The 23,837-nt window shown below is 45.3% G+C and carries 21 protein-coding genes; 8 read left to right on the plus strand and 13 right to left on the minus strand.

Annotated features, from left to right (window positions below):
• Positions 1–128: 128 nt before the first annotated feature.
• Positions 129–758, minus strand: coding sequence for a Uma2 family endonuclease (locus ACINK7_RS13735; protein WP_404355979.1), 630 nt, complete (start codon positions 756–758; stop codon positions 129–131).
• A gap of 593 nt (positions 759–1,351) precedes the next feature.
• Positions 1,352–3,388, minus strand: coding sequence for a sulfatase-like hydrolase/transferase (locus ACINK7_RS13740; protein ID WP_404355980.1), 2,037 nt, complete (start codon positions 3,386–3,388; stop codon positions 1,352–1,354).
• A 647-nt stretch (positions 3,389–4,035) separates the two neighbouring features.
• Between ACINK7_RS13740 and ACINK7_RS13745 the strand changes: the two genes are divergently transcribed.
• Positions 4,036–5,118: an acyltransferase family protein gene (locus ACINK7_RS13745; RefSeq protein WP_404355982.1), complete on the plus strand. Its 1,083-nt coding sequence runs from the start codon at positions 4,036–4,038 to the stop codon at positions 5,116–5,118.
• Between the two features lie 467 nt (positions 5,119–5,585).
• Here ACINK7_RS13745 and ACINK7_RS13750 read toward each other — a convergent pair whose 3' ends face one another.
• The 4 genes from ACINK7_RS13750 to ACINK7_RS13765 form a co-directional block, all read right to left on the minus strand.
• Positions 5,586–5,888: a GIY-YIG nuclease family protein gene (locus ACINK7_RS13750; protein ID WP_404355984.1), complete on the minus strand. Its 303-nt coding sequence runs from the start codon at positions 5,886–5,888 to the stop codon at positions 5,586–5,588.
• 122 nt (positions 5,889–6,010) lie between these two features.
• A complete protein-coding gene (locus ACINK7_RS13755) occupies positions 6,011–6,361 on the minus strand; it encodes a hypothetical protein (RefSeq protein ID WP_404355985.1) in 351 nt (116 codons plus the stop codon).
• A gap of 3 nt (positions 6,362–6,364) precedes the next feature.
• Positions 6,365–7,996 (minus strand): SPOR domain-containing protein, encoded by a 1,632-nt coding sequence (locus ACINK7_RS13760; protein WP_404355987.1) that lies wholly within the window; start codon positions 7,994–7,996, stop codon positions 6,365–6,367.
• A gap of 134 nt (positions 7,997–8,130) precedes the next feature.
• Positions 8,131–8,580 (minus strand): LEA type 2 family protein, encoded by a 450-nt coding sequence (locus ACINK7_RS13765; protein WP_404355989.1) that lies wholly within the window; start codon positions 8,578–8,580, stop codon positions 8,131–8,133.
• Between the two features lie 314 nt (positions 8,581–8,894).
• Between ACINK7_RS13765 and ACINK7_RS13770 the strand changes: the two genes are divergently transcribed.
• From ACINK7_RS13770 to mtnC, 3 genes are all read left to right on the plus strand, one after another.
• Positions 8,895–9,515 carry a methylthioribulose 1-phosphate dehydratase gene (locus tag ACINK7_RS13770; protein ID WP_404355991.1) on the plus strand — a complete coding sequence of 207 codons (621 nt, stop codon included), beginning with the start codon at positions 8,895–8,897 and terminating at the stop codon, positions 9,513–9,515.
• Positions 9,512–10,072: a 1,2-dihydroxy-3-keto-5-methylthiopentene dioxygenase gene (locus tag ACINK7_RS13775; protein ID WP_404355993.1), complete on the plus strand. Its 561-nt coding sequence runs from the start codon at positions 9,512–9,514 to the stop codon at positions 10,070–10,072. Before ACINK7_RS13770 ends, ACINK7_RS13775 begins: the two co-directional genes overlap by 4 nt.
• Before the next feature lie 100 nt (positions 10,073–10,172).
• Entirely contained in the window at positions 10,173–10,847 is a 675-nt protein-coding gene (gene mtnC / locus ACINK7_RS13780; RefSeq protein ID WP_404355995.1) for an acireductone synthase, read from the plus strand.
• A 260-nt stretch (positions 10,848–11,107) separates the two neighbouring features.
• Here mtnC and ACINK7_RS13785 read toward each other — a convergent pair whose 3' ends face one another.
• On the minus strand, positions 11,108–11,725 hold the full coding sequence (locus ACINK7_RS13785) for a FlgO family outer membrane protein (RefSeq protein WP_404355997.1): 618 nt from the start codon (positions 11,723–11,725) through the stop codon (positions 11,108–11,110).
• 554 nt (positions 11,726–12,279) lie between these two features.
• Here ACINK7_RS13785 and ACINK7_RS13790 point away from each other — a divergent pair.
• Positions 12,280–13,935 (plus strand): murein L,D-transpeptidase, encoded by a 1,656-nt coding sequence (locus ACINK7_RS13790; protein ID WP_404355999.1) that lies wholly within the window; start codon positions 12,280–12,282, stop codon positions 13,933–13,935.
• 473 nt (positions 13,936–14,408) lie between these two features.
• The gene (locus tag ACINK7_RS13795) at positions 14,409–14,936 is read left to right on the plus strand and encodes a D-Ala-D-Ala carboxypeptidase family metallohydrolase (protein ID WP_404356001.1); all 528 of its coding nucleotides are present in this window, start codon (positions 14,409–14,411) and stop codon (positions 14,934–14,936) included.
• A 425-nt stretch (positions 14,937–15,361) separates the two neighbouring features.
• On the opposite strand, the gene ACINK7_RS13800 is transcribed toward ACINK7_RS13795, so the two are convergent.
• The 5 genes from ACINK7_RS13800 to trkA all read right to left on the minus strand — a co-directional run bounded on the left by ACINK7_RS13800 (position 15,362) and on the right by trkA (position 19,702).
• A complete protein-coding gene (locus ACINK7_RS13800) occupies positions 15,362–15,994 on the minus strand; it encodes a MarC family protein (protein ID WP_404356003.1) in 633 nt (210 codons plus the stop codon).
• Between the two features lie 21 nt (positions 15,995–16,015).
• Positions 16,016–16,429 (minus strand): hypothetical protein, encoded by a 414-nt coding sequence (locus ACINK7_RS13805; RefSeq protein ID WP_404356004.1) that lies wholly within the window; start codon positions 16,427–16,429, stop codon positions 16,016–16,018.
• Between the two features lie 99 nt (positions 16,430–16,528).
• The gene (locus tag ACINK7_RS13810; protein WP_404356006.1) at positions 16,529–16,843 is read right to left on the minus strand and encodes a hypothetical protein; all 315 of its coding nucleotides are present in this window, start codon (positions 16,841–16,843) and stop codon (positions 16,529–16,531) included.
• Positions 16,844–16,868: 25 nt separating this feature from the next.
• Complete coding sequence (locus tag ACINK7_RS13815) at positions 16,869–18,323, minus strand: TrkH family potassium uptake protein (protein WP_404356007.1); 1,455 nt, start codon at positions 18,321–18,323, stop codon at positions 16,869–16,871.
• Positions 18,324–18,334: 11 nt separating this feature from the next.
• Entirely contained in the window at positions 18,335–19,702 is a 1,368-nt protein-coding gene (gene trkA, locus ACINK7_RS13820) for a Trk system potassium transporter TrkA (RefSeq protein ID WP_404356009.1), read from the minus strand.
• A gap of 202 nt (positions 19,703–19,904) precedes the next feature.
• Here trkA and ACINK7_RS13825 point away from each other — a divergent pair, with 202 nt between their 5' ends.
• The gene (locus ACINK7_RS13825; protein ID WP_404356011.1) at positions 19,905–21,041 is read left to right on the plus strand and encodes a response regulator; all 1,137 of its coding nucleotides are present in this window, start codon (positions 19,905–19,907) and stop codon (positions 21,039–21,041) included.
• A gap of 399 nt (positions 21,042–21,440) precedes the next feature.
• Positions 21,441–21,977: a putative metalloprotease CJM1_0395 family protein gene (locus ACINK7_RS13830; protein WP_404356013.1), complete on the plus strand. Its 537-nt coding sequence runs from the start codon at positions 21,441–21,443 to the stop codon at positions 21,975–21,977.
• A gap of 33 nt (positions 21,978–22,010) precedes the next feature.
• Here ACINK7_RS13830 and ACINK7_RS13835 read toward each other — a convergent pair whose 3' ends face one another.
• On the minus strand, positions 22,011–23,675 hold the full coding sequence (locus ACINK7_RS13835) for an ATP-binding protein (RefSeq protein WP_404356015.1): 1,665 nt from the start codon (positions 23,673–23,675) through the stop codon (positions 22,011–22,013).
• Positions 23,676–23,837 lie beyond the last annotated feature (162 nt).

Raw genomic sequence — 23,837 nt, forward strand, 5'->3', positions numbered from 1 at the left:
GAGATTTTTTAAAATAAATCCCCCTTTTTCAAAGAGGGTGGCCAATAACTACGACTGAATTGCGGTAATTTGCCAACGGGGTCTGAATACTTACGTTTAACAAGCTAGGGCTTGGGAAACAGCAGAAATTACGCTTCATCACGAGAACTCGCCGAGTTGTCCGCGTTTGTTTTTTCATTCGCTTGTTGCGTTAGATAATTAATGACATCCTCGTTTTCAACTCGTTCATAAATCGCCTCAACCGGTATTTGCAAGTCGACGGACTCTAAATAAAGTTCATCGCCCATGAAGTAGTGCTCCGATTGCCAATGATTTTTGCGTCGATTGATAACCACGTCGACAAAGTCCTGCTCGATGACGATGTATTCTTGCAGACTTTCCAAACGTTGATAAGCCTGCCTTTTTAGGGTTTGATCGATTTTACGCGTGGCTTTGGATAAGACTTCCACGATGATGATCGGCGTATCGGTGACACCGTAGTCGTTGCCGTGATGATCGCACACAACCAGAACATCGGGATAATAAAAATCGTCGGCTACCTGCACTTTCATATCCGATGCAAAAGGTTCGCAGGGGGTTTTTCTTAATTGGGTATGCAGCGCGCTTAGCATATTGGCAACAATACGATTATGATTCGTGCTCGCTCCTGCCATCGCATAAACTTGTCCGTCGATGTATTCGTGCTTGATTTTGCTATGTAGCTCGCCTTCCAGATAATCTTGAATCGATAGAGAGTCGATTTTGTATTTCAGGCTCAATGTCGTTACTCCTAATATTTTTGTTTATCGGCTTGTGTTATGGCTCGGATTCAAGTCATAAGCCCCATCGTTTTTTTATGATACCGGATCGCTCAACGTTTTCTACAGACGCCCGTTAAAAAAAAGTAACGTAGGACGGGTTAGCGCTAGCGAAACCCGGCCTACACGAATCTTTTAGCCAATTAGGCCCTGGATACCGTTTAGTGTTATTTACCTTTTCGGGCCTCGAAATCGCGACGTAGGCGTCGCTCCCACAATCTTTTTTTCCATCTTTCCGCTGTTTCCCAAGCTCTAGTTTAACAGCCAAGTTTGTTGCCAAAGCCTTCGCGTCATGGGTCATACGTGTCGTAACGCGAAGCCAGAGCTCTCATCGTTATACATAAATTGTAGGGTACGCTGCGCGCGTACCTTCATGCTGTTAAGCACCGCAGATTCAAGCTATAAGGGTTTGGTTAATATTGGTGGGGTTGCCATGGTACGCACAGCGTACCCTACGGAGCTATCTTAGCCAATGTGACTTCAATACCATTTATTGTTACGTAACGTACCGACGTTCCTTCACCTAGCGTTAGGTGAGGGAACGCCACTGACGTTCAATGTTGATGCATGTAAACTTGAGCACTCGGAAATTTCGTCCGTTGCCGGTATTCAAACTCATGCCATTTAAAATTTTCCCATTCGCGAATGATATTGGTCATGCGCTCTTTTTGCTGAGGTTCTTCCAACCAATCTTGATAGGGTTTCCATTGCCGTAGTTCGCTTAGAAACGCTTGTTCCGATCGAAAATCGAACACGATCCGGTCTCCGCCGTATTTGACATGCCCAATGAGTGCCGGCAGTTTTAAGTTGCCGACTAATTGAAAGACTGTTTTTTCTTGGTCGAGCCATTGGTTCGGCAGTCCGAATGCCGATCGAATCGCCATTTCCGCGACATCGATTTGCCCTATCGCTTCCCTTACTTCTATATTGGGATCGTTGAATATGAGCGGTATATGCGTTTGCGCGTCGTTGATCGCATGGCCGTGGCCGAGAAACCCGTCTTCAAACAGCGATTCGCCGTGGTCGCCTAGTATGACCAATGTAGTTTGGTCGTAGAGATGATTGCTTTTAAGCATTTCGACTACCTGCCCGACTGCCCAGTCGGCATTGGCGATGGCGTTCCAATAGGTTTCGGCGACTCTTCCGCGATTTTCCGCCCGGATTTCCGATCGTGGAATGAAATCGTCGATCAAGATTTTCTGCATATTCGGGTGCGAATACGGAAAATGCGCTGCCTGAAAGTTGATGTAGATAAATTGCGGCTTATCTAATTCGAGCTCGCTGACGCGTTGTTGAAATTGCGCTACGACTCGTTCTTCGCTGAGTCTCAGGCTGCCGGGGTCTTTGCTGGGAAACACCCGGTCCTTAATTGCCGTGCGCGCGTCGAATAAATAAATGCCTGCGTTGGTCATGCCGGTGTTTTTTGCAATGTCGCCGAACGATTCGTCTTGACCAGAAATGATCGAGATCCCGTAACCGGATTTTTGCAAATAATCGATCAAGCGGGTGCGGTGATCGTGCTGTATCAATTCGCGGTTGAATATCGCCATCAACGAGGTGGTAGTGTAGCCGGTATGACTGTAAGCGTAATCGACCGAAGTACCGGTTTGTGCTATTTCGCGTAGAACCGGCGCGACATAACGCCCGTTGATTTGCTGTTCAAGCAAATCGAATCGCGCGGTTTCCAATACGATCAAGACAATGTGTTTTCCCGCCTGCGGTTCTATCGCTCGCAATGGATCGGGTTTAAGCGGCATTAGCTCGGCATCGCCCATGATACCGTCTTCGTCGATACGATTGCCGGGAATATCCATGGCGCCGGGATAAATACGTGAATCGAATAATGCCGGGTCTTTTGGGTAATTGAAGAGACCGTAGCCGTCCCGGTCGAAGTCGGTTAATGTATCTAGTGCCGAGCTAACCAAATGATAAGAGGTCTTTTTTTGCAAGCCGTAGCGAAGATAATGGTTTTCGGAAATAAAATAGGTCAAAAAGGGGGTGATCAGACCGAGCGTTATTAATAAACGTTTGAATGTTTTAGTATCGGTGCTTTGTTGGTGGTAGTCTCGAACGAATTCATGATTGGTTAATAATCTGGCAATCACGATAAATACGATGATAATAACGGCCATGATGCCAACAAACAAAGCGATTTCGTTTGAGGCATAGAGCAAGCCTTCCCTCAGGCTGCCCCCGCCCAAGTTTCTGATGATTTGGTAATTGATTGTGTCGTTGAAATAGGACAGAACTTTGAACTTGAGTCCGAGCCAAATCCCCATCGCCAACAGTAAGATGACCGTAAAGCCGTAATAGATAATGATGCCGAATTTATTGAGCCGGTCGGCGGTATAAAACCAAAGGCTCGCCAGTATGCCGCAGAGAAAGAAGTCGTACCAAAGTGTAAGTAGTAAAAATATAGCTCTTTCGGGTAGTGTTTTGTATGAATAAGGCTGTAAGAATCCGCCGGTAAAAATATCGTATTTGACGTGCAATAATGCCAGTTCGAAAAATTGAATGACCACAACAGAAAAAAACACGACAAACGGTCTTCTGTGTCGCCAAATGAATTCTTCGATCTTCAGGAAGGGCATGGATTGTGTGGTTTAATTATTTTGTTGGGAGCTTGTGATTAGGATTCTAGGTTATTTCTTTGAATTAATCTGATAAAGCGTCGTTAGATACCGTTATGCCGGAGCTAAAGCCTAAGTTATTTTGTGCCTATTCATAAGTCAAAATAATTTCGCTCCTTCCCAAGTGCTAGCTTGGGAAGCAAAAACCGGAAGCGCTGGCTTCCCGAGACCTGCCCGACCGATTGAGTTTGGCTTAGCGGTAACCGGTGCCTGCGATGGAATATTAGCTTCTTTTTTACTTGTCTCGCGAAGCTAGAGCTTCACGTATCGCTTTCCCAAGCTGGAGCTTGGGAAACAGCAGATTACTTATTTCGCTCCTTCCCAAGCTCTAGCTTGGGAAGGAAAAACCAGAAGCTCTGGCTTCCGGAGACCTGCCCGACCGATTGAGTTTGGCTTAGCAGTAACCGGTGCCTGCGATGGAATATTAGCTTCTTTTTTACTTGTCTCGCGAAGCTAGAGCTTCACGTATCGCTTTCCCAAGCTGGAGCTTGGGAAACAGCAGAACAGCAGTCCCCTTCTTTTTCAAAGTGGGGATCTTAATAATTACCATCAAATAGTGTTATAGCACTCAACAGCTCTGTTTTGATTCATGGTATAAATTGGTTCTTATGATACAGGCTCCCCACTTTTCAAAAGATCAAGCACTGGCTTTAAAAGGCGTCGGTATCCTGTTAATCGTTTTGCATAATTTTTTTCATAATTTGTCGCCGACTATCGGAGAAAATGAGTTTTCCTTCTCCATTCAATCATCCTCGAATTTTTACCAGACGCTTCAATTTCATCCCGCCGAGTTTTTTCGTGCCGTTTTCGCCTATTTCGGCCATTACGGTGTCCAGATATTCGTTTTTTTCAGCGCTTATGGCTTAACCAGAAAATACATTAAACGACCGCTAGTTTATAGCGAATTTATCAAAAGACGAATTTTCAAGATTTATTTTTCTTTTCTGATCTGCCTTGGCGTTTATATTGGGTTGGGCCTATTGAAAACCTATTTGATAAGCGATAGTAAGGTTCTTTACTGGGACAGCCTGCTTTGGAAAGCGTTATTGGTGTCTAATTTCATACCCGGACAAGCGCTTATGCCGGTTGGTCCTTGGTGGTTTTTACCGTTTATTTTTCAGTTTTATCTGATTTACCCGTTTTTTTTGAAGTTATATCAAAAATTCGGAGCACCATTTCTTTTTGCTATCTTTGTACTCTTTACTTGCCTGGAATGGTTCTTTAACCCCGTTTTAATGGACTACCACCTAAACCTGAATTACATGGTATTTGGCCATGCATCGGTTTTAGGCTTGGGTGTCTATTTAGGATCACAAGAAAATATTAAAATCCCGGTCATTTGTGTTGTCTTGTCTTTGCTGTTGTTTGCGCTGGCATCGGTCAATCACTTTGCCTGGATTATTTCCGATCTGACTTTTACTGTTTTGATTTTGACTTTTTCCTTATGGATCTTCAAAACTCGATGGCAGCTATCAATCCTAATAGCCTTGCTTGTTTTCTTAGGCGATCTTTCATTCCATTTATTTTTGGTTAACGGTTTTTTGAGAACACCTTTTCATCTTATTGCCGAAGCCTATAATCTTTGGTGGGTCGATAATTTAACGGCCTTAGCTAGTCTGCTTTTTTCCACGCTTTTTGCGTTTGGCTTGAGCCGGTTCGACAAAAGACTTCGCGTTGTTTTTGGATTATGACTCGCTATCGCAGATCGGCGGCAACTGAGATTAGCTGCTGGCGTCATTCTTTCATATTTCGGAAAATCCTAAAAATCCTGTCATTCCGCCAGGGATTGGCGGAATCCAGGGCCGGGATGGCAAGTTTTCGGCTATCTCATTACTTAATTTTCCCCCGGAGGAAGTGAAACTATTCACCTCCCTGTGACGGGATTCCGCCAGTCCATGGCGGAATGACGGCTTGAATTGGCGAAAGTCAGGTATACGAAATTGCCGGCGAAAATACCCACAAGGTTTTTTCATATTTCGGAAAATCTTAAAAATCCTGTCATTGCGCCAGGGATTGGCGGAATCCAGGGCCAGGGATGGCAAGCTTTCGGCTATGTCATTACTTAATTTGCCCCCGGAGGAAGTGAAACTATTCACTTCCTTGTGCCGTAATCCCGCCAGTCCATGGCGGAATCCCGGCTTGAATTAGCAAAGGCCAGTTACACGGAAGTGACAACCAAACTTGACCACAAGTCTTGCCAATTGGGATTAGTACTTTCAATCAGCCGGATTTTAGCGGCTCGCTCCCAGGTTTTCAGGCGCTTTTCCTTCAAAATCGCGCTCTCCATTGTTTCGTGAAGTTCGTACCACACCAATTGATGAATACCATAACGCTTGGTAAAGCCCTCTACCTGGCTTTCTCGATGTTGATAAACACGCTGAACCAAATTGGATGTAACACCGACATACAATGTCCCGTTCTTATTGTTGGCTAAAATATACACACAAGGTTCTTTTTTCATCTATCAGAAAAACTTAAAAATTTCGTCATTCCGCCAGGGATTGGCGGAATCCAGGGCCAGGGATGGCAAGCTTTCGGCTATGTCATTACTTAATTTTCCCCCCGGAAAGGAACTGAAACTATTCACCTCCCTGTGACGGGATTCCGCCAGTCCATGGCGGAATGACGGCTGGAATTGGCGAAGGTCAGGTATACGAAATTGCCGGCTACTAATGCTGAAAACCCTTTATCGCTTAATTGCATCGTGGTTTGATGTTTAGCCGATTTATTAAGCTCGCTTGCATCGACATCAAGCCGTTTTTTAGCCGACTCCGATACCTGTTCTTCAGTGATAGCTAATACGCGAGAGTTCGTCGACGGCTCTTTCTCTTTAAGAGGAACGGGTTTAGCCGAAGCAATTGAGCGATTTTGTTGTACTTGCCGAAGCCCTTTGAGCCTGATTACCGCAGCTAAAATAGCTAAAGCAACGCTCAAGAATCAATCTTTTCCAATCCATACTGAATCGAGATTATGCGTTCTTTTTACTCTGGCTGCATAAGCGGATGCCTCATTCCGGCTCTTAAATCCGGAAACCGATAACCTATACCAAGTTTGACCTTTGACTTGCACCGGAATAACCTTGGCCGGCACTCCCTGCTTTGAGAATTCAGCGGCTTTTCTATTGGCGTACCAGTCTTGCTTAAACGAAATCAGATTCACCGACCAACTGGCCGACGGCGCCTTGGGTTTTGGCGGACTTCGTTTGACCGGGGCTGGCTTTTTGCTTGCCGCTTTTTTGACTGGCGGAGCGGTCGCCTTAGCAAGCTTCTTTTCTAATTCTTTGATTCTAGCTTCCAATGCCGCTACTTGACTGGTCTCTTCAGTAACATCGGATACCGGCGGTGAACCCTCCTCTTGCTCGATTTTCTTTTCAGTATCGGTCGGTGTTGCCTCGGCTGGGCTTTTCGCTTGAGTTAATTGCGCTTCAGAAGAAGCCGTTCCATTCGCTTCCGTTTCGGTAAGCTTTGGTGATAACGGTGTTAACGGTGTTAACGGAATAACCTCGGTATTATCGCCTTCAAAAGATTCATCTTGAAAAGCCATTGGCGCAGAGCTTGTTTGAGCGACTTCCGGTAAATTATTTTTGATCAATAAAGCATTCAATTCGGTTTGATTTTCTTCCAACGTACCGATTAATTCAGTCAAAGACTCGATCTCATTATCGCTTTGCAAAACTAAATATGCGAACACACTGGCCGTTAATAAAGCCACAACAGCAATGGCCATGGCCACATAAGTAATCGTCGGTATTTTAGCGCCTTTGTCGAGTTGTTTTTTTAATTGGTTTTGGGCCTTAGACAAACGATCGATTTCATCGGTCTGCCCTTGACTCGTCGAAGCGCTCATTGTGGCCAATTGTTGCTTTAATATTTCCTGCTCACTAAATAATTGGCTGATTTGTGTCGTAATAACATCGTCGACGACTGTTTTATGGGGTTCTTCCGCCGTCACCGCTTCAGGAAGCTCCGAAGCATCGTCATAGACCGCAAAGTCCAGATCTGGTTCTTGCTCTAGATCTTCTGGGTCTTTCATTGCATCAGAACTTTCCTCCTCTTCCTCAAATGCTATATTTTCGTCCTGAGTCGTTGCAAATTCGTCGATTTGATCTTCCGGATCGGAAATATCGAATTCCGCTAACGTAAAGTCATCGCTATCGAAATCCGTTTCCGCCTCTTCTTCCGGCGGTGAAGAATCAGGGATCGGTTCCGGCTCGGTTTCTGCAAACTCGTCGAAACCTATATCTGAAAACTCATCGATTTCGGCCATTGCCGAATCTTCAGAAGAATTGGACGGCTCCTGGTCTTGAACTAAATCGGCTTCACCCCCTGATAGATCATTATCAGCATCTAAATCATCGGCAAATAACTCTCCGAATTCGTCTTCGTCATCGTCATCGGACAATTCTTGCTCATCAAAAGCGCTATCCATCAATAATTTGTCGATAGCGTCATCATCATTCATTAATTCATCGCTATCGATTGACGAAGCCGCATCATCGAGCATTGAATCTAAGTCATCGGCAAAGTTGTTAGGCGATACTGACTTTTTTTTATCTTCTGAGTCGGCCATGGTCGAGCGGTCTCTTTATTGAAATAGTTGAATAAGGTTTATTATAGTGCTTTCCGCTACTTTTGCGATTTTGCCGCTTACGATATTCATGCTATTTAACTACAATCCATTCATCGCTGATGCCGCATGCCCCATCAAAACTCCAAATCAACCTCCCCTTCATAATCGAATGGAAGTGTTATAAGGCTGCGCATTAAACCTAGATGCCCGGTCAATTGGTAGCGAATGGGAGCGCCATCACGTCGAGTCAATTGACGTAAAAGCGTCTTTAATTTGACGCTCACGGGCAATTCGACAACATATTCGCCATATTCGGGAATCGTAATTTCCTGATCGCTGATGCCTTGAGCAAAATCGACACCATTAAGTTTCAGCGCATAGACCATGTCTCTTATCGCTAATTCGGAATCGTTCCTATTTTGCAAATGCAAACGTATATTAAAACGTTGTTTGAATAAGCTAAACTGTGAAGGCTCAATAGCCAACAATTTAACCTTTGGTGCTTTGAAATCGTCATACATCCATGTGCACGCATTAAGCTGCGAGACAAAAATAAGCATCGCTAAAAACTGAATCCATTTCACCGATTGAAAACCTACTGTGAAAAAAAGGAGTAATCCTACCTCATCTATACCTTTCGCACTTCAAATTTTGACAGTACCTAAGGAGGTGCAGGGGTGTTCGGTCCCTCACCTAACGCTAGGTGAGGGACCCGCATGGAGCTGGCATAGAGCCTACAGGGATGTATTCACGGCGTCCTTTGACGGGCACCCCGGTGCCGAATTTTTATCTACGCTGGGTATATCACTAATGCAATAGCGTTTAGATATAATCGTTTGAGCATTCGGATTCGATTATCGGTAAAATAGACTCTGACTCAGATCCACAAACTATTAATATGACACTCGAAGACGAATTTTCTGAAAAAGCCGTGCAATTAATCGAAGCCGGACGCTTTATCGATAGGAAAGGCTTGGTACCGGCAACTAGCGGCAATTTTTCCGCACGCTTGTCCAATGGCGATGTAGCTATTACCGTTTCAGGCAAACACAAAGGTCGACTCAGTGCAAAAGATATCATGCTGATTGCTCCTGACGGTACGTCCCTTGACGGTAAAAAACCGTCGGCCGAAACACTATTGCATACAGCGCTATATCAAAGATTCCCGGAGGTGCAAGCCGTTTTACACCCACATTCGTTGAATGCCACGCTCATATCCAAGCTATTTAAAACCGAGCTGGTACTCGATGATTATGAGCTTTTGAAAGCGTTACCCGATATCGATACACATGAAACGCGAATCAGCATTCCCATTTTCGCGAATGATCAAAATATGCATAGACTTTCAGCAACGATCGATGCTTATATGGATCAACGCGAATCAACTTATGCTTATATTATCTCGGGACACGGCTATTACACATGGGGTCGGAGTGTCGAAGATGCGCTAAGACATGTTGAAGCGTTGGAGTTTTTATTTGACTGTGAAATACGACTGTACGGAGCCTTAAACCGATGAGCGCATTGACTGTATACCCCGATAATGATCCGACTAACGGCAATACTTATCTTGATTTCAGCGATATACAAGCACAACTGGAACCACTGAATATCCGTTTCGAACGTTGGAGCGCAGGATTCGAGCTTACGGACGATGCCGACCAGGATGCTATATTACAAGCCTACCGGCAACCGATTGACCGCTTACAAGAAGAATACGGCTTTCAATCCGTCGATGTTATCGGTATAAGCCCGAATCACCCCGAAAAAGAGACATTACGACAAAAGTTTTTATCCGAACACATCCATGACGATTTTGAAGTTCGTTTCTTTATCGAGGGCAGAGGGCTATTTTCATTACATGTCGACGACAAGGTGTATTGCATTTTATGCGAGCAAGGCGATTTAATCAGTGTTCCTGCAGGCGCTAAACATTGGTTCGACATGGGCCAAAATCCCAATTTCCGATGTATTCGCCTGTTCACGACACCGGACGGCTGGGTCGCGAATTTCACCGGCAGCAAAATTTCCGAACAATTCCCCAGTTTCGACGACTATGTTCAACAATTAGATTAATATTCTTTCTATTCTTTTCCCTTAGGAATGGACACGAAATAACATAGGTTTACCTAATTTCTACCTTTTATACCCATCGTAGATCAAACAATCGACACTTATGATCACAACCATCGTCACCGATATTGAAGGTACAACCTCATCTTTATCCTTCGTTAAGGAGGTATTATTTCCTTATGCTAGAGCCCATATTGCCGAATTCATTCGCAACCATGGTCACGAACCGAAAGTTAGAGAATTACTGCACGATGCCGCCAAGCTAATCGACGACCCGACGAATACCGAATCATTAATCGAACAAATGATTCAATGGATCGATCAAGATCAAAAAGTCACTCCATTGAAATCCTTACAAGGATTGATTTGGGAACACGGTTATCGTCAAGGCGATTTCAAGGGACATATTTATACAGATGCAGCTCGAGCCATGCAGGAATGGCATAATCAGGGCATCAAACTTTATGTATATTCATCGGGCTCGGTCTATGCGCAACAACTGTTATTCAAGCATACCGACTTCGGTGACTTAACCTCGCTATTTTCCGGCTATTTCGACACGCACATCGGCGGTAAAAAAGAGACCGCCTCTTATTCGGCAATCGCCGAACAAATCGAAACCGAACCGGAAAATATTTTATTTTTGTCGGATATTACCGAGGAGCTAGATGCCGCTTTAAAAGCAGGATTCAAAACATGCCGATTAGTCAGGGAGGGAAAAGCCGATGACCCAAGCGATCACGACACCGTATCTAATTTTTTTGATATCAAATTGTAGCCGGTCAGCGCCATATCGGCATTGATCGCCGATATCCTGGATTGTACGGAGCTGAAGCCACGCATTGCCATCCATGCCGATGGATTCCGCTACAAATTCGTATGGAACGGATTTGCATTTACCCGAAGGGCTCCGGGCAGGATAGCCCGGAGTGAATCCCTGACGGAATGACGCTTCGGCACCTCTGGGTTTGATGGCAACCCGAACGCCAAGGATGACGATGAATGCAGATAAAGTATCAGAATGCTTGCCACCAAGGCTCATTCAAACAAATCGAAATCGTCCATCGATTCATCGACCATCGGCATAGGCTCTTCTTCCACCTTTGGTTCCTCTTCTACCGGCTTAGCTTTCAGTAAGTTTTTAGCATCGGGACCCATCGCGATTGAATAATCGGTAGTCGCTACAAAATATCCGCTATCGATATCGACAACTCTTAGCGATACATAAGCATTTCTCTTACCCGGCGCAAAAGTGCCTACTAACAAAGCTTGCGCGCCAACTTCGGCCAATCCGGCTTTAGTTTCATCGGACAACTGCAAAATACCGGTGTCATTTTTGACGAAAATTTCGGTCGGTAACTCCATACCCATGACACGATAACCTGAACGATGAAATGCCGATGCAATTTGATCGGAAACGATTCGACCGAACGAAAACGATTGACTCATATCATCTACATTGACTAACGAGTTAACAACAACCAAGCTTCCTCTAGGCAATGGATGTCTGAGATGTGTCAATAACTCATCTACCGCATCGTAGCTGACTTCCACTAAGTCATCATCGTCGACATCCTGGGCATAATAAACCCGATTACACCCGCCTAGTGCGGTTACAGCCGAAATCAGCAAAACAATTGCCTGCTTTTTGAACATTAGGAATCTCCTTTTTAAATTTGCAAATCATAAAAACTGAAAACCGTATCGCGTCAATGCTTAGGATATACTCAAAAACAACCTCCCTGTGCGCACTTCGAATCTGCCATCGCCCGAAAGGCGAGGAAGCAAAATCCGGAAGTTATACCTATCGCACATCAAATTTCGGCAGTACCTGAGGCGGCGACTGATTGCCATGGATGGCGTGTATTAGGGCACCAACAGTAGGCGCTTTAGGCGATACAGGGCAGAAAAATGCTCCTGCATTTTCTGCATTCATTACATCCCTGTAACTCAGCAATTGCCGAGGAGCAAAAATCTGCATTCACGCCGACGCCTATCAGTCGAGCAACCGCACCCGCTTCGCGTACTTCCACAGTAATAAATCTATTACGTATCGATAGAGTTGAGGCACAATACATTCAATTAAACTTTCAAGCAATTATAGACCAGGTAGAACTGTTTCAAAAAATACTACGCTTTTATAATTGCCGAAACCGTGACAGGGTTATCCTAAAGACCCTATTAAACCAACACCATCCGATCCGAAGCCAATGAAACAACCCTTACATAAATTTTTAATTGCACTAACGATAATCGCTTTATTCTTGCCGAAAATGTCGACTGCCGAGCATCTAAGCGTTGAAGAATCGATACGCGAGCGAATTGAATCCGCGGCTGAGATTCTTGATCTTTCAATCGATAACCAACCTTTAAACTCGCAAAAGGGCCTTATCACCTTTTATTCAGACAGGCAATTTTCTAAAGCTTGGCTTGCCAACGGTCAACCGACCCCGCAAGCTTATCAACTGATTCATATACTCAATAGCGCTGATCAGCATGGTCTCAACAAAAGCAATTACCATGTCACGGCAATTAATGAGCGCCTGGAAAGATTAAAAGCACCGCTGGATGAATCCGAAGTCTTGATGCTCTCGGTCGATTTAGACTTATTATTAAGCGATGCCTTTCTGACTTACGGCACCCATTTGGTACAAGGACAAGTCAACCCACAAAAGCTCCAATCGAAATGGGATACCGGTCGACGAGCAACCGATATGGTCAAAATTCTGACCGATGCGATCAACACCAATTCGATTGAGCAAAACCTCAAGGCGTTAATTCCGAATCAACCCGGCTACCGTTCTTTGGCACAAGCTTTGGCCGATTATCGTGCGATCAAGGATCGGGGCGGCTGGCCTTCAGTGACGGATGGCCCCAGTCTTCGTCCTGACGAAATAAATCCTCGCATCATCGAACTCAGAAAAAGACTAGCCGCCTCGGGCGAATTACCGAACGATGTTACTCTTGACAGCAAAGAGTTCGACCAGTCACTCCAACAAGCAGTTAAATACTTTCAAAAACGACACGGATTAGAAACCGACAGCATTGTTGGAAAAGCCACGCTTGCGGCACTCAACGTCAGCGTCGATCAGCGCATCAATCAGATTCGCGCTAACCTTGAACGTTGGCGTTGGCTACCGGAAGATCTTGGCGCGCGCCATATCATGGTCAATATTGCAGGATTCGAACTTAATTTTGTCGGGAACGGCGAAGTCTTGCTGCACATGCCGGTCATAGTCGGTAAAAAATACCGAGAAACCCCGATATTTACCGGCTCGATGACTTATTTGGTCATCAACCCTTCATGGTACGTACCTAACAGCATTGCAGTCAAAGACAAATTACCGATTCTGGCCAGGGACCCCTATTACATCGAACGAAATCACATGAAGCTTTACCGTGGTTGGGGAGCAGATAGAACAGAAATAAACCCATTATCGGTTAATTGGCGGCAAGTAGACCCGAATAACTTTCCCTTTCGCTTGGTCCAAAAACCAGGACCCAAAAATGCCATGGGCAAGGTTAAATTTATGTTTCCCAATCCGCATAACGTATATTTACACGATACGTCGGAACCAAGTTTATTTAATCGGGTCGATCGTACATTCAGTTCCGGCTGTATTCGTGTCGGCAAACCTTTCGCATTGGCAAACTTAGTGCTTGAAAACAATTCCCGCATGACGCCGGATGCTATTCGAGAGGCTTTCGACCAAAGCGATCAAAAAACCGTCACGCTGCTTAACCCGATACCCGTGCATATCTTATATTGGACTGCTTGGGTTGATTCGGAAGGTGTCGTTCAATTTCGCAGAGACATATACAACCGTGACGATGAACTCATCCAAAAATTACAAAAATCCTTTTAGCTCTCAACCATCCCTCAAAAGCATTGATGAAATTAAGCGCATTATTGATAATCGTATTATTATCTTACTCCAACCTATCACAGGCAGGACATCATCGCAGCGAACGAAACAGTTTTTCAGTTACTATTCATTCTTTTTCGAAACATAGCAGCAAAAACGAAGACATTCCCTTTAATACTCTTGGCATCTTTGTATTACCCAATGAAAGATTTATTCTTCAAATTAAAACAAAAAAACCCTCAGTCCCTGTAAAGTTTAAAGCTGCCGAAGGAAAAACACGGCAGCTTGCCCAACAACAATGGCAATGGCAAGCACCCAATAAACCTGGTCTGACCGTTATACGACTGACTCACCCCATTAGCAAGGAAACGACAGAGCTGAACGTTTTTGTCATGGTACCGGCTAGCAAAGTGAAAAAAGGTGTGCTCAACGGCTACCAAATCGGAAGCTACCCCCGCTTACCGTTTAAAAACATGACAACCTACGAAACACCGCAAGGTTTTATCGAAGTCACCGAAGCTAATCAAGACTCTAAAGTATCGCCGCATTTCACGATCGGAGAATTCCTGTCCCATCAAAAAGACGGCTTTCCGAAATATCTGGTACTGCGCGAACGTTTATTACTCAAGCTTGAACACATTATTGAAACTCTGTACAGCAAACATTTTCCGGTCGATTCGCTTCATATTATGAGCGGCTACCGAACGCCATGGTATAACAAATCGCTCGGACAAGGCCCCTATAGTCAACACATCTATGGCGGCGCCGCGGATATTTACATCGATGTAAAACCCAAGGACGGCTATATGGACGATCTCAACAAGGACGGTAAACGAGATTATCAAGATGCCAAGGTCTTGATCGATATTATCGAGGAAATGGAAGGTCAATCTCTATACAACAAATTCATCGGCGGCCTAGCGCGTTATCGAACGACGCCGCACCACGGCCCCTTTGTGCATATCGACGAACGCGGCTATAAAGCGCGTTGGAATGATTAAACTAATTCGCCGGAAAGTCTTAGTGAATAGTGAATAGTGAATAGTGAATAGTGAATAGTGAATAGTGAATAGTGAATAGTGAATAGTGAATAGTGAAATGATTCAGTATTTTGAGCACTTGTCAAGCGCCGATTTCACCTTTCACCTTTCACCTTTCACCTTTCACCTTTCACCTTTCACCTTTCACCTTTCACCTTTCACCTTTCACCTTTCACCTTTCACCTTTCACCTTTCACCTTTCACCTTTCACCTTTCACCTTTCACCTTTCACCTTTCACCTTTCACCTTTCACCTTTCACCTTTCACCTTTCACCTTTCACCTTTCACCTTTCACCTTTCACCTTTCACCTTTCACCTTTCACCTTTCACCTTTCACCTTTCACCTTTCACCTTTCACCTTTCACCTTTCACCTTTCACCTTTCACCTACCCCATCAAACCACTCTGCTTGATACCGTCGAAAACAAACTGAACCGCCAATGCCGAGAGTAGAATCCCCGAAATCCGGGTAATGACTTGGATGCCGGTAACACCCAAGAATCGATGAATTTGACTGGCCATTAACAATATCGACAGTGTCAGCAACATGATAATGAACAATGACGACAAAACGACTAATTGACGGGAGAAATCGCCGGCAGCATCGGCCATTAGCAAAATAATCACGCCCATAGCCCCGGGACCGGCAATCAAGGGAGTCGCCAAGGGGAAAATCGAAATATCATGCCTCAAACGGGCTTCATCGGTTTCCGCCGACGTTGTCGTAAGTGCTCCCGAAGAACGCGCGAAAACCATATCGAGAGCAATCAAAAACAATAAAATGCCGCCCGAGGTTCTCAAGGCAGCCAGCGAAATGCCCAAACTATTTAATAAAAAGTCGCCGGCAAACGCAAAGACCAATAAGATCATGGTCGCACTAAGGACTCCGCGAACCGCATAGACCTGTCGTTCCTTAAGCGTCGCCGAAGCAGTCATCGCGGTAAAAACGGCGGCCACATCCAATGGCCCGACCGTCGTAAATAAAGCGGCTAAAGCAACCGTTGCGGTATCGATCATCATATTATCCGGGGGAAATTTACTTTAGTCGGTATGACTGACTCTAATCCCGAAATAATCCAACTCGGCTATTAGCTTGAATTTCGGCGGCTTCTCTATATCAAGCAACTCGAAAATCTCTTTCAACCGCCTTTGTTTTAGCTTTTCAAGATCGCCGTATCGAATCGCAAACAACTTATCTTGCTTACCGGACGGATAGCGTTTTTTGATCTCGTCTATTCTGCGATTTATTGTCAGCACCGCATTTTTCAATAAAACCGAAATTTCCTGAGCCGATTCAATCGTTTCATTTCCATCGGTTAAATCTCTCGATTTATCGAAATGATCCGTTTTAAGGCCCTGCTTAGCCAATGAAGCTAAGCGCTTACTCTTAACTTGCGGTACTAATAGATTTGCTTCAGTTAAAACAATCTTTGTAGAATTTTTATGGGTTATCATCGGATTACATTATGGGTTCCTTCGAAGGACCGTGAGAACCAGAACAAAGAATTTTCTTATCCATTGATTACCAGCCTCTTCCGGAACGACGAGGGGCTATTAATATAAAAACGGAGGCATGATACGAGCATTATGAATTTTCGATTCGGCATTTCGTATGCCTTCTACAAATTCCTGTAAGGATTTTTTTGCATTTTGCAAATAATACTCATCTAATTTCGGGTCTTTCTCTATCAATTTAGTCAAATACTGCTTGGTATTGTGCCGCTTGATTTCCAGGCTCGGCGCGCATTGCTCATAAGCCATTTTTGTACTCAGATTGCCCTGTATTGACTGATGACGTAATTGATCGTAGCGCTTGCAAACCTCGTCGAATTCTTTTTGGATCAACTCTATTTCGCTCTTGCTATTCATAAACTTTGCTCAATATCTGCACTGATCAATAACGCCAATATTTCGGTGAAAGCAATACTAAAATCGTAAATATTTCCAAGCGCCCCAAAAGCATCGCAAAACATGCCAACCACTTGACCGGGTCGCTTACCGTTCTAAAACTTGTCGCAACATCGCCTAGGCCTGGGCCGACGTTATTGATACAGGCCGCGACCGCGGAAAAAGCCGTTACTTGATCGAGCCCCCCGGCCATCATCAATAACATGATAATTCCGAAGGATACGACATATAAACCGAAAAAGCCCCAAACTGCCTCGATAATGCGTTCTTGCTGCACTTCCTTACCTACTTTAACAGGAATACAGGCATTCGGATGAATCAAGCGTTGGATTTCTCGGTCACCTTGTTTATAAAGTAACATTACGCGTATGACTTTCAAGCCTCCAGCCGTCGAACCCGCACAGCCGCCGACAAAGCCGATAAACACCAGCATTACCGGCACCGGTCCTGGCCAGTTATAAAAATCGGTCGTTGAAAAACCGGATGTGGTCATAAACGAGACGATTTGAAACATGCCATGACGCATTGCATCGAACAACGAAAAATCAGAGATATCTTTATAATATAATACTCCTCCGACCACTGACCCCGATAAAATCATCAGCAACAAATAGGTACGCGCCTCGCTATCCAATAGATAAACTTTCAACGAAGCACTTTGCAATGCTGCAAAATGTAAAGCGAAATTCATACCGGATACGGCCATAAAAAAAATCGCGACGCTTTCTATCGCCGGATTTTTGAAAAAGCCGATGCTGTCGTCATGCGTCGAATAACCGCCATTAGCCGTTGTCGAAAAAGAATGCCCGATCGCATCGAACCAATCCATACCGGCAATTCGATAAGCGATCGCACAGATTATCGTGATCCCTAAATAGATCACCCAAAGCGCCTTAGCAGTCCCGGCGATACGTGGCGTCAACTTACTGTCTTTGACCGGCCCCGGCACTTCGGCTCGAAACAACTGCATACCGCCGATACCCAGCACAGGCAAAACCGCTAATGCCAGCACAATAACACCCATCCCGCCGAACCATTGCAACAATTGCCGATAAAACAAAATCGACTTAGGTATATCGTCCAAACCTTCGAGAATGGTCGCGCCGGTCGTCGTGAAACCCGAAACCGATTCGAACACGGCATCGGTGATCGACAAACTAGGCGTATCGCCTAAAATAAACGGCACGGCTCCCATCGTCCCCAGAATCATCCAAAACAACGCGACGATCAAAAAACCGTCACGATGATAGAGCTGACGCTTTTCATTACGGAACGGAAACCAAAGCATGGCACCCGCACCCAGTAGGATCAAAAAACTTTGCCAAAACAATAATTCGGCTTGATCCTGGTAAATATAAGAAACCAACAACGGCAGGAACAGCGTAGTGCTGAACATCATCAACAGCAAACCGATGCTTCTTAAAACGACTTTAGCTTGCATATGACAGTCCGTTAAATGCGCTGAAAATAGCTTTCAATGTTTTTAACCAGCTTTTTATCCAGCGCGAACATCACGATATGATCGTTCTCTTCGAAAATCGTATCGTGATGAATCGGAATAACTTCTTTATTTCGAATCAAGGCGCCTAGCACGACACCTTCGGGAAGCTTCACTTCATCGACTCTAAGCCCCACGACCGATAATGAACGGCCGTCTTCGTCCTTATGTGCGATTGCCTCGATAGCTTCGGCGCTCCCTCCGCACAAAGAACTTACCCTGGCGACATCGCCCTTGCGAACATGTTTAAGAATATGCCCCAAAGTTTCCTGATTCGGCTGAACCACAACATCGATTTCACTGCCGGTCAATAGCTTGATATAAGAACCATGATTGATCAAACAAATCGTTTTCTTGACGCCCAACTTTTTCGCCAAGGCGGCGGCAATAATATTGACGCCGTCGTTATTAGTGACTGCGCAAAACAAATCGGTTTTGGCAACGAGTTCATCGACGAGTAACGTTTCTTCGGTACAGTCGCCCTGTAGTACTACAGTATTTTCGAGTTCGTTGGCAATTTTCTTAACCCGGATCGGGTCGTGTTCAATGACCTTGACTTGATGATTATGCTCGAGCGCCATCGCCAAGCGCTTGCCGATATGGCCGCCACCGGCGATCATGATCGTTTTGACCGGTTCTTCCAAAGTATGAAGTTCGGTCAATACTTTGCGGATTTTATGCCTCGGCGATACGAAAAAAACTTCGTCGCCTTCGAGTATATCGGCCTCGCCATTGACATCCAACGATTCGCCCTGTCTGAATATCGCCACGACGCGGATTTTTCCGTTGGCAAGCTTTTGTTTGAGCGCCTTTATTTTTTTGCCGGTTAAAAAGCCCTCGGGAACGGCCTTGATCGAAAACAGCCTTACCAGTCCGTCCGCAAATGAAGAAATATGTAAAACGCCCGGAAACTTGATTAAATTATGAATCGCTTCCATGACAATCTGCTCGGGACTGATCACGATATCGATCGCGATTCCATAAGGATTGAATAATTCGGGATGCTTAAGAAAATCGATTGCCCTTACCCGAGCGATCGTTTTAGGCTTACTGTATAGGGTATTGATGATTTGGCAAGCCAGCATATTGGTTTCATCACGGTCGGTCACCGCGATGACGATATCGGTATCGCGAACACCGGCCATCTCTAATATACTGGGATGAGCCGCATTGCCGGCTACCGTAGCAATATCGTAGCGTTCTTTCAACGCCGCTAATAATTCCGGTTTTCTATCGATTACAACAATATCGTTTTCTTCGCTTGCCAAAGCACTGGCAACGGACGAACCGGTCATACCGGCTCCTAAAATGAGTATTTTCATTAAATCATAAAGTCGTCATAGTTGAGCTAGTTCATGCCAAGCTCGAATTAAACCGCAACATCAAGGTAAACCCGCTCATTTTATAGCAATTACCGATCTGCTTCGAGCCTTAGATTCCTCATTTTCTTGCTGGTTTTACAAGGCACAACTATTATTGGTAATTGCGTCACAATAGTTCAACTTACACGAATCACATCAAGCCATGAAAATATTGGTCGTAGACGACATAGAGCAAAATAGACTGATGCTGTTTAAGCTATTATCGAGAAAAGCGCATCAAATCCTATTTGCCGAAAACGGACTCGAAGCCATCGAACAATTCAATCACGAACATCCGGACTTGGTACTGATGGATATCATGATGCCGGTCATGGATGGCTTTGAAGCGACTGCCAAAATCAGAGCCTTGAATATCGACAAATGGGTTCCGATTCTTATTTTGAGCGCTGTCGACGGCGAGGATAATATCGTCAAAGGCCTTGAGGCCGGCGCCGACGATTATTTGCCCAAGCCCATCAATCCAGCGATTCTCTATGCGAAGCTAACAAGTATCGAACGATCGATCGAGATGCAAAACAGCATCATTGAGGGAAATCGCCAACTCCAAGCCTACCAAGACCAAAATGAAGTCGAACAACATTTCGCGCAGACGATTTTCGATCGTTTGATTCATCAAAACGACTTACAAGACCCGCAGTTGAATTATTGGCTACTGCCAGCCAGACGTTTTAGCGGCGATTTAGTTTGCGTTAAACGTATCAGCCCCGACCGGCTTTATTTTATGTTGGCCGACTCGACCGGACACGGCCTTGCGGCGGCGCTGCCGACCATCATCGTCAATCAAGTTTTTCAAGGGATGACGAAAAAAAGATTATTGGTTTCTTGCATTGCTAGAGAAATCAACAACCGCTTAAAAAAAGAATTACCAGCGGGTCATTTCGTAGCTTTAGCACTAGGCATGATCGATAACCGTAACCAATGGGTTGAAATATGGAACGGGGGCTTACCCGACCAATGGGCTCTGGATCTTCAAGGCATTCCGATCCATGCTTTCAAATCGCAACATACATTCGCCGGCGTCCTGGACGATGACGAATTTGACGATGGCACAGAAATCTGGCAATGGCAGCAAGCGTGCGAATTATTTTTCTATTCCGACGGACTCGTCGACATTGAAGACCCTCTCTCCGAATGTTCCGGCCATGACTGGTTGTTGAAAACTTTAAAACAATCCACATCGGGACAACGAATACAAGCCATTCAAGCCGAATTATCCGACTACATGCAAAAAAATGAAATTCACGATGATATTTCTTGTCTATCTATTTTATGCCGTTAGACGCCTTGCTACTCCCTTTATACTCAAAAAATGGTTAACTTTATGAAGGTATGGGGTGTGGCTAGCGAGGATGTCGGCAGCAGGGAGCGCTGCCGTCAAGCCCCCATGGACGGGTTCACGGCGGTCCTCGATAGACATATCCCATGCCTTTTTATTTTTAGACGGTTTTTCAATCAAAAGGGAGTAATCAAATTTCGGCGCCGGGGTGCCCGTCAAAGGACGCCGCGAATACATCCATGTAAGCCCCTCACCTAGCGTTAGGTGAGGGGCTGAACACCCCGACGCCTCCACACCTTAATGCCGAAATTTGAAGTGCGAAAGGTATAATCGATAAGCGTAATTTTAAAACACTAACGAACCGAGCCTACAGACAATGAACCATTGGCAAAAGGTGAGCTTATGCTGCCGAACTTAACCAGCACTCAACCCGCTTTTGTAGGATTTAATTTTCGAAATACGGTAGCTGCCGAACAAAATCCTAGCGCTGCCGAAAACAATACTCAAACCCAAGGACGAGACACAAGCCTTGCGGATGATGCGCAATTTTCTATTGAGGAACAGCGTCAAATCGAGGCATTAAAGGCCCGGGACGCCGAAGTCAGGGCTCATGAGCAAGCGCATATAAATGCGGCCGCTGGCATTGCCGTCAGCGGCGCAAGCTTTTCCTATCAAACCGGACCCGACGGAAACCGCTACGCCATCGGCGGCGAAGTCCAAATCGACACCTCTCCGGCCCCCGGCGATCCGGAGGCAACGCTGAGAAAAGCCGAATCTATTCGCAGAGCGGCACTTGCTCCGGCGCAACCATCCGCTCAAGATTTTAGTGTGGCAGCCAACGCCGCCAGAATGGCAAGCGATGCCAGAATTGAACTTCTCAAACAAACGCAGGAAAACGCCGGCCCTCAGTTTGGCACAGCCATCGATATCGCCGTTTAAAAGCAGTTGAGCACCGAAAGAGAAAGGCATGGTTTATTTTCTGGTTTGAGTGCGCCATAACTGCACAATTTGATCCACATCCAAATCGTCAGGCCCTTCACGCCAACCCGTATAATAATCCACGTCATTACTTTTCGGCTCGGGATTGGGACGATAGATCTGCACGCGCGTCGGCAAAGGCGCAGCCTCGCCCAGAACTAACGCCTCACCTCTTCCGAGAGAAGTTAAAATATCGGTCAAGTCGCCTTCGGCTTCCGGAACCAATCCACGTATATAGGCTTGATCGTCCGGGTTAGTGGTTCTCAGGCAGAAAAACGAACTGCATTGGGCCAACATCGTTTCCGATAATTCGGTCGGCCTTTGGCTAATGACCCCGATCGAAACGCCGTATTTTCGCCCTTCTTTTGCGATACGTTCCATCATCCTTTTCGTTCCTTCGAACTGACCGCCTTTTTCACGCGGGATATAAGCATGAGCCTCTTCGCAAATCAGCGTAATCGGAAATTCCCGGCGTCTCGGGTTCCAATAATTGAATTCATAGGCCAACCGGCCTACTTGTGCGGAAACGGCCGGCCTGACATCGGTTGGCACCGAACTCAGGTCGACAACGGTAATATTGGCCTTGTTATCGCCCAATCCGATGAACTGCCGCAGTAAATCGGCCATGCCGGCTGAAGTATTGCGTTTTTTCGGTTTTAACAAGAAATCATAACGCACATCATTGAATCGACTCTGCATTCTGACTAAAAATTCGTCGAATTGCCCGAATAAGGCACCTTTACTTTTACCGAAATCCTTACGCTCTTCATTAGCATTCTTGAACTGCATATACAATTCGGCCAGTGAAAAATAGATCGGCGTATCGATCGAAACCACGCCTAAACCGATTTCCTTTGCTTCCTTCCGCTTGAGTTGTTGCAAGATTTCACGCATGAATGCCATTTGCATCGAAGCGCCGTTATCGTTGCGATCGATAAAGAGATCGACTAACTCTGCATAACTCATCATCCAATAAGGCATCTCCATATCCATCGCATCGACATAGTTGACCATGTTACTAGGAAAGGCAGATTGAATTGTGCCATTATCGTCCTTCCAACAATATTCCCCGTGTAGATCCAACATGATCAAATGAGCCTTCGGCATGGCCTTGATGGTATGTTGAATCAGGCTAGTGACGGTCCAGGACTTACCCGAACCGGATTGTCCAATGATCGCGAAGTGGCGCCCGAACAAGGCACGAGGATCGAGACTGAGATGATATTCCTTATGCGATGCTAACTGGCCGATAAAAAATTCGTAATCCCTAAAGGCAGAAAAAATAGCGTTAATTTCGCTTAAGCCGACCGCGTAAACTTTCGCACCGGGTGTCGGATAATGTCTAACGCCGCGAACAAAGCTGCCGTTTTCCTGGATTTCCCCGACCGGAATCAACGAGATAAAACGGTCCGCCTTACGTATCCCGACCGAATCGAAACGATCGCGCTCCCACATTTTAAAAACCAGGGCCAGTACGCCGATTACACCTTGTCTAATAACGACATACGAACCAATATGACCGGCCAGGATTTCTTCGTTACCGATTCGAATGATCGGCAAGTCGGAAGAATGCTGTTCGGCTATTCTGGCCTCCATGCCATCGCCTCGCACTTCGGAAAGATAGCCGATTAGAATACTATTTAAGGGTTGCTCGGACATTATGTGCTTCCTATCAATTCAAAGATATTAAGCATTTTAGACGAAATTTAAGTTTTAAACTTCGTTCGGATGTTTTTTGGCTGCACTTTCAAATTTGGAGAAAAAACACGCTATCAAACGACATGAATTTAATCCGATCTTGTTTTACGTGAAAAATAGCGC

The organism is Methylotuvimicrobium sp. KM1 (assembly GCF_044788715.1).
Classification (GTDB): Bacteria; Pseudomonadota; Gammaproteobacteria; order Methylococcales; family Methylomonadaceae; genus Methylotuvimicrobium.